Below are 8,195 nucleotides of genomic sequence, written 5' to 3' on the forward strand. Positions count from 1 at the left end.
TACATGACACCAAACGTTTTTCGTGGAGTGCTCAGTGCGTTCTAATAATAACGACATTGATTTTTTTCTATCTCAGGACTTTCTTTATATATTTTTAGCAACAGCGCAACCATGACTAAACTAATCAACATAGAGGAACCACCATAGCTAAAGAACGGCATGGTCAAACCTTTGGTCGGAATCGCGCCCATATTCATCGCCGCATTAATGATAGTCTGTGCAATAAATACCACACCGATACCGAAAGCTGTATAGCTCATACGCATCTGCCGACGTTTCAAAGCATTATAGCTAATACGCATCGCACTACCGATAATCAGTGCTTCAAGGATGAGTATCATAGTCACCCCCACAAAACCTAGCTCTTCACCGGTAATCGCCAATAAAAAATCCGTGTGCGCTTCTGGTAAATGCGATAATTTTTGTACACTCTCTCCGTAGCCCACACCCGTAAACTGGCCACGACCAAAGGCGATCAAACTACGTGCTAGCTGATAATCTGTGTCTTGTACATCATCAAATGGATCTATAAATGACATCACACGTACCAATCGGTATTGCGCTGTTGTTACCATCAAAACCGCACCACCAACAGCCGCTGCAGCCAGTGCTAAAAAGTGCTTGTAAGGCGCACCAGCGATATAAAAAATCGCAAAGATAGTACCTAGAATCACGACAAAAGAACCAAAGTCCGGCTGTGATAATAACAACATAGTAATGAGAGCCACCACCAGCACAATTCGTAAAAAGCCATCCAAGCCATTACGAACCTCAAACGAGCGACGCACCACAAAATCAGAGACAAAAACAATCATGACCAATTTAGCCAATTCTGCCACCTGAAAGTTAAACACGCCCAAATCTAGCCAACGCTTGGAGCCGTTAATCGGCGTACTAAACAATGTTGCCACTAGCAAAACGCCTGTAATACCTAATAAAACAAACTGCGTTTCAGTCTTATATAGCGTTCGTAAAGACACCATATAATAAGGAATAGCGGCCATAATTAGCCCGATTGTCATGTACAACAGCTGATTTTTGAAGAAGTGCAGCTCGGTCATACCACGACTAAGTGCAAAAGGAATAGAAGCAGAGGCCACCATCAACAAACTGAGCACCAGCATACAGCCGACGCTTGATATTAAAACAGCGCGTGCGGATGGCATAGAAAGAATACCATCAGAGCCAGTAGCTTGTTTTGATTGAGAGGAAGAACGAAAAAAAGAAGAGATCGCCATAATTTTATATACACTAACGAACGAAAAACACGGCGTCTATAAAACGCCACCGTTTAAAAAAATATAAGATAAATCAAACCAAAGTAAATAATTCGGCATATTACGTGATTAACTGGTTATGATTGACAGTAGCAGTAATCTATAATCAAAACAATCATTTATACAGAAAATGCTTGCTTAAGATAAAGAATCGTTCAGTAGCGGCTTATCACGTCATTTGATTATTTATCAAAATACTTAGTGAGCAATCATACGAACCTGTTTACTTACCCACCTGCTAGTTGGCTAACCAATTGACTAAAATGCTCACCACGAGCCACAAAGCCACTATATTGGTCAAAGCTCGCACAGGCGGGTGACAATAATACGGCTTGCACTTGCGATAAGCTACTCGATGTCACTTGCTGAATCATGGCAAAAGCATTTTCTAAATTTTGGCATTGATGTAGTGCCACATCAGCACTTATATCAGCGTCTCGTAGATGCTGCTCAATCAATTGCGAGTCATCACCGATGAAAATCACTTGGCTAACGTATCTATTAATAAAGGGCGTCAGCTCACCAAATTGTTGGCCTTTACCTTGTCCGCCTAAAATCAATAATAGCTTACCGTCTTTTGGGGCATAAACAGCGCCTAAACCTTCGATGGCTGCCATGGTTGAGCCAATATTAGTGCCTTTTGAATCATTAAAATAATCAATGTCAGCAACCTTTGCTACATATTGGCAACGGTGTTCAAGGCCTGTAAACTGCTGCAAGGTATTTAGCATACCATCAATGGGTAAGCCAACAAGCTCACCAAGTGCTAATGCTGCCTGTGCATTGAGTAAATTATGACGTCCTTTAATCAACAGTTTATCTGCCGATAGTAGCCTTTCTGTACCATGAGCAAGATAAATTTGACCTTCAGGGTCAGTAATGAGTCCATAGTGCCCCTTATCAGGAGCATGAATACCAGTGCTCACTCTCGGTAAATTGTCGGCAACCAATGGGCGCGTTAATGCGTCTTCACGATTAACGACCACAGACTTAGCACCCTGAAAGATACGATGTTTGGCTTGGTGATAACCAAGCATATCACCATGACGATCTAGATGATCGGGCGACATATTCAGAACCGTTGCCACCTGTGCACCTAGATTGGTTACAGTCTCTAACTGAAAGCTAGACAGCTCAAGTACTGCAAGCTCCATATCAGGATTGTCCAATAAGTTAAGTGCAGGTATACCAATATTACCACCGACGCCAACATTGACGCCCGCATCCGCTGCCATCTGCCCAACCAATGTAGTCACGGTACTTTTGGCATTAGAGCCTGTAATAGCCACTATTGGTACTGTGCAGGCTTCACAAAATAGCTGGATATCACTAACCACTGGAATATGAGCTTGACGTGCCGCAGCAACAGCTGGCGTAGCAAGAGAGATACCAGGGCTGATAATAATACGGGCTGCTTGCTGTAAAAGTTCAGCATCAATCTCGCCAAATTGGCGAATATCAATATCAACTGGTAATTGATCCGCTAAACCAGGATGTGCCTGAGCATCAGTGACTGCTACCTGATAACCTTGATTGGCCAAATAACGCGCTACGGACAACCCCGATTGACCTAAGCCAACCACGACTTGTAGACCATTGCCTTTATGAAGTAAGGCATCAGTTGCAGTATTAGCGGTCATATTTATTCCTTTTATTGGTCGGACAAAATGGTATTAAGTAAATCGACTTTATCAAGCAGTAAAGGATGCCATGGATATGAAAAGCATCATAACGGCATCCTCCGGATTTCGGTACTGATTTTTTCTGACTTTATGCTATTATGCGCCTGTTTTTATATTGCGTGGCTAGTGCTATAATAACCGCCCTAATCTGTATGTGACTAGGTGTTGAGCCAGGCCTTTTAGTTTAGCATGTTGTCCTATTCAACATACAATTGTCACATCTCTTTTAGCAAAGATTCTTACTTCTACCGCGACAAGTCATTGCTCATTTCACCAGTTGTTATTGTAGGTATACTTTTCAAGTACCTTACACTAAACAATCTGCTTTGAGTTATGGTCAAGTGTTTAATATATCCTAATTATTGGCAAGCGTATTTGTGACACCAGTAACAAATCAGTAGACATACTTATTATCAATTTTTAATAATTCAATGCCTCCACATGACTCAATGCCTGTCGTGGCATAAGAAAGATGGACAGCTACCTTTGTAGCGACGCGATCATTTTATTAATGAGTAATGATTACTTTTTTTACCCCTAACCCTATGCAGTTTACTTATGACATCTTTTATTGATAATTTACGTGACGAGTGGTTTTCCAATATTCGCGGTGACGTCTTATCAGGTTTGGTAGTCGCACTAGCACTCATCCCTGAAGCCATTGCCTTTTCTATTATTGCTGGTGTTGACCCAAAAGTCGGCTTATACGCCTCCTTCTGTATCGCCGTCGTCATCAGTTTCGTCGGTGGTCGCCCAGGTATGATTTCGGCAGCGACCGGCGCAATGGCACTGGTGATGGTTGATTTAGTTGCCGATCATGGTTTGCAATATTTGCTCGCTGCGACTTTATTATGCGGTGTGATTCAGGTTGTAATGGGTATTTTAAAGCTGGGCAACTTAATGCGCTTTGTCTCGCGCTCAGTAGTCATTGGCTTCGTCAATGCGCTAGCAATCTTGATATTTGCCGCACAGCTGCCTGAGCTAAACCCGATGACTGAACGTGTTGGTATGACGGTATATATCATGACAGCCGTAGGCCTAGCGATTATTTATCTGTTTCCACTCATTCCAAAGATTGGTCGCGTGATTCCCTCTCCGCTTGTCTGTATCGTTGGCTTGACCGCTGTTGCCATGTACATGAACCTCGATATTCGTAACGTCGGTAGTATGGGTGATTTACCAGATTCATTACCAATGTTCTTATTACCTGATATTCCATTGAACCTAAACACCTTGCTAATTATTGCGCCTTACTCTATCGCATTGGCTGTCGTTGGCTTATTAGAGTCTATGATGACTGCGACAATCGTCGATGAACTAACCGATACGCCAAGTGATAAAAATAAAGAATGCCGTGGTCAAGGTATTGCCAACGTGGTATCAGGTTTCTTTGGTGGCATGGCAGGCTGCGCCATGATTGGTCAGTCGATGATCAACGTCAAATCTGGTGGACGTACACGTTTATCAACCATGATTGCGGGTGTGGTTTTATTAATTATGGTGGTATTCCTAAGCGAGTGGGTCAGCCAAATTCCAATGGCAGCATTGGTTGCCGTCATGATTATGGTATCTATTGGTACTTTTAACTGGCAATCTCTTCGTGAATTCAAAACCCACCCAATGTCCTTTAACATTGTCATGCTAGCGACTGTATTGACCACAGTGTTTACGCATAACTTAGCTTATGGTGTGGGCGTCGGTGTCCTACTATCTGCTCTGGCATTTGCCAATAAGATTGGTCAATTCTTGACCATCTTTAGTGAATATGACGAAAGCTCTAATACCCGTTATTATTATGTGCAGGGCCAAGTGTTCTTTGCTTCTACGACGCAGTTTTTGCATAGCTTTGATACTAAAGAAGCCTTAGACAAGGTACAGATTGATGTTAGTCAAGCCCACTTTTGGGATGTTAGTGCGATTGATACGTTAGACAAACTGGTCATGCGCTTGCAGCGCGAAGGGATTGATGTCAAAGTAGTAGGACTCAACAAAGCCAGCCGTACGATGATTGATCGCTTCTCTGTTCATGATCGACGAGATATTGGCTTATTAGATTAAGCAATGCTGCACTTATAAAGTGAGTGCTGACTAATTACGAAGTAATTTAAGAAACAGCTGTATTGGTTGATAGAGTTGGGTAAATATTGACATCCCATTCTGACACCAAGCAGCTGTATTTTTATGACTAGAATGATTTGGTGTTCTTATGAGTAATTTGAAACTAGATAGCGTAATCGCCTGCTTGGACTGCCCTGATCATGTACAAGCAGTGCTAGAAGCTAGCATGTGGGCGTCTACGCGCTTACAAGCACCTATTGGACTACTGCACTCTGTACCGAGCTTGCAACAAAAAGCGGCGTTAAATTATTCTGGCTGTTTAAATGTCGATGATGAAAATATGCTGCTCGAGCAATTTACAACCAAAGAAAACTTAGGTAACTATGAGCTAAAGTCACAAGGTAAATTGCTCCTGCACCAAGCCACTACCTACTGCGATCAGCAGCATCACAAACTAACCACTTATACCTTACATCGGCATGAAAACCTCAGCGAAAGTATCGATTATGTCGACGATAAAGCACAGCTCATCGTTATAGGCCACAATGTCACCTGTAAAGCAACGTTGAGCCAACTGATTCGAGTCAGTCACTGCCCCATTTTGGTGACTCATGCACCATTTTTGCCCCCTGCTACTGCTTTGTTTGCCTTTGACAACAGCCCAACCTGCCATAAGCTGCTCAATTGGCTATGCAAAACAGCACTTATTCGTGCACTCACCGTTCACATTGTCATGGTAGGCAAAGAAAGTTCTGAGAACTGTGATGCCCTGCGTGAAGCCTATGCAAGGCTCAAACAAGCAGGCATTAAAGCAAAAAAAGCATTGCTTGACTGCCGCGATGTCACTGCTGCTTTGAACTATTATCAAAATGAAAATAATATCGGCCTACTCATGACCGGAGCTTTCGGCCAGTCTCGTATTCGCGAGCTACTACAAGGCAGCGACACAAAAAAGCTACTGGGCAGCACCAAAACACCGTACCTCCTATTTCCTAAAGGCTAGGCTCACACTGGCCTGTCACTGAACTGCTAACTATTTTCGTCTTTTCAGGTACAGCGCACGAGTACTTATGTCAAGCGCTGTCACCTATTCATGCGACTTATCACCTTACTCTCTAAAGCTTTTGTTAAGCCTAATTTTCAATGCATTTTCATATAGTGAATCAATTTAGCAAATCATCACATGAAATACATGGATCGCCTCCCCAAGCACCTAAAAAGTTGGTTATAATAAAGTTTTCGTTGATTCAACGCCAACGGTTGATACACGCTATTTATGTGCATAACAATAGTGCTTACCGTGGTAGCATAGTTTGTACTCCTTGCCATAAAAATAAAAGTTTTTGAGCACAAACCCCCAATCTTACCTATCCCCCTTGAGTAAATTGGCACAGTTCTTGAATAACTTATTAGTAAGCATGGCAGCGAGACGATGTACCACAATGCCTCTATCAACCTGCAGCATCACACAAATAAGGAATATTTTATGAAGCTAATCACTGCGATCTTAAAACCGTTTAAGCTCGATGATGTACGTGAAGCGCTTTCTGACATCGGTGTCAAAGGTGTCACCGTAACTGAAGTTAAAGGTTTCGGTCGCCAAAAAGGTCATACAGAACTTTATCGTGGCGCAGAATACGTGGTGGACTTTTTACCGAAAGTAAAAGTCGAAGTGGCTGTTATCGATGAGATGGTCGAACCTGCTATCGAGGCGATCACTCGCATCGCTAGCACTGGCAAAATTGGTGACGGAAAAATCTTCGTGACCGCGCTTGAACAAGTCATTCGTATCCGTACGGGCGAGACAGGTCCTGATGCTATTTAAGGCATATGACTAACCTATAAATATAGAATTATAGAATCACACCGATAGCTATATTGCATCAATTCAAGGGGGAATTAATATGCAAAATCAAATCTTCGAGCTCCAGTACGCACTTGATACGTTTTATTTTTTGATATGTGGGGCGCTAGTCATGTGGATGGCAGCGGGCTTCACTATGTTAGAAGCTGGCCTGGTTCGTTCAAAGAACACCGTTGAAATCTTAACCAAAAACGTCGCACTTTTCTCTATCGCTTGTACTATGTACATGATATGTGGCTATGCCATTATGTACGGTGGCGACTTGTTTTTAAGTGGTATCGCAGGTGACGATACATTAGTAGCCAGTGCTTTAGCTACTTCAGCTGAAAACGGCTTTGATGGTGACTCTGTCTACTCTGCTGCATCTGACTTTTTCTTCCAAGTGGTGTTTGTCGCAACTTGTATGTCAATTGTTTCAGGGGCTGTGGCTGAACGCATGAAGCTTTGGGCCTTTTTGCTATTCGCCGTGGTGATGACTGGTGTCATCTATCCACTAGAAGGTAGCTGGACTTGGGGTGGCAATGATGTGTTTGGCATGTTCAACTTAGGTGACATGGGCTTTTCTGATTTTGCAGGTTCTGGTATCGTTCACATGGCAGGTGCTGCTGCAGCATTAGCAGGCGTATTACTATTAGGAGCACGTAAAGGTAAATACGGTCCTAACGGCGAAATACGTGCTATTCCAGGTGCCAACCTACCATTAGCAGCACTTGGTACTCTCATCTTGTGGATGGGCTGGTTCGGATTTAACGGTGGTTCAGTACTCAAACTTGGCGATATCGCTAGCGCAAACTCGGTTGCTATGGTCTTTTTGAATACTAATGCAGCTGCAGCTGGTGGTGCAATTGGTGCTTTAATCATAGCGCGCCTTATCTTTGGCAAAGCTGATTTAACAATGCTCTTAAATGGTGCACTTGCAGGACTGGTTGCTATTACAGCTGAACCATCTACTCCAACTGCATTGCAAGCAACACTCTTTGGCATGATTGCTGGTGTTATCGTGGTGCTATCTATTTTAGCCTTAGACAAAATCAAAATAGATGACCCAGTCGGTGCTATTTCAGTGCATGGTGTTGTTGGTTTATTTGGTCTATTAATCGTACCGATTACCAATCCAGCGGCTTCGTTTGTAGGTCAGATTGCTGGTGCTGCTACTATCTTTGTTTGGGTGTTTGTTGCCAGCTTAATCACTTGGGCAATTATCAAAGCAGTCATGGGCATCCGTATCTCTGAAGAAGATGAGTATGAAGGTGCAGATATAGCAGAGTGTGGTATGGACGCATATCCAGAGTTTGTAAGATAAGAACTTTAAGC

General features: G+C 42.9%; 6 protein-coding genes. 4 read left to right on the forward strand and 2 right to left on the reverse strand.

Annotated elements, in window-relative coordinates; genetic code table 11:
- Positions 1 to 41: 41 nt before the first annotated feature.
- Positions 42 to 1,238, reverse strand: coding sequence for a putative lipid II flippase FtsW (gene ftsW / locus ACT3RN_RS13110; RefSeq protein ID WP_192992274.1), 1,197 nt, complete (start codon positions 1,236 to 1,238; stop codon positions 42 to 44).
- Between the two features lie 266 nt (positions 1,239 to 1,504).
- The gene (gene murD, locus ACT3RN_RS13115; protein ID WP_192518640.1) at positions 1,505 to 2,917 is read right to left on the reverse strand and encodes a UDP-N-acetylmuramoyl-L-alanine--D-glutamate ligase; all 1,413 of its coding nucleotides are present in this window, start codon (positions 2,915 to 2,917) and stop codon (positions 1,505 to 1,507) included.
- 600 nt (positions 2,918 to 3,517) lie between these two features.
- On the opposite strand from murD, the gene ACT3RN_RS13120 reads away from it, so the two are divergent.
- The 4 genes from ACT3RN_RS13120 (at position 3,518) to ACT3RN_RS13135 (ending at position 8,184) form a co-directional block, all read left to right on the forward strand.
- On the forward strand, positions 3,518 to 5,017 hold the full coding sequence (locus ACT3RN_RS13120) for a SulP family inorganic anion transporter (RefSeq protein WP_192518641.1): 1,500 nt from the start codon (positions 3,518 to 3,520) through the stop codon (positions 5,015 to 5,017).
- A 148-nt stretch (positions 5,018 to 5,165) separates the two neighbouring features.
- Entirely contained in the window at positions 5,166 to 6,020 is an 855-nt protein-coding gene (locus tag ACT3RN_RS13125) for a universal stress protein (RefSeq protein WP_192518642.1), read from the forward strand.
- Between the two features lie 483 nt (positions 6,021 to 6,503).
- The gene (locus tag ACT3RN_RS13130; protein WP_010197981.1) at positions 6,504 to 6,842 is read left to right on the forward strand and encodes a P-II family nitrogen regulator; all 339 of its coding nucleotides are present in this window, start codon (positions 6,504 to 6,506) and stop codon (positions 6,840 to 6,842) included.
- Positions 6,843 to 6,921: 79 nt separating this feature from the next.
- On the forward strand, positions 6,922 to 8,184 hold the full coding sequence (locus ACT3RN_RS13135) for an ammonium transporter (RefSeq protein WP_192518643.1): 1,263 nt from the start codon (positions 6,922 to 6,924) through the stop codon (positions 8,182 to 8,184).
- The last annotated feature ends 11 nt before the right edge of the window (positions 8,185 to 8,195 follow it).

The sequence above is a fragment of the Psychrobacter sp. AOP5-GZ1-6 genome (genome assembly GCF_052376345.1).
In the GTDB taxonomy this organism is placed as follows: Bacteria; Pseudomonadota; Gammaproteobacteria; order Pseudomonadales; family Moraxellaceae; genus Psychrobacter.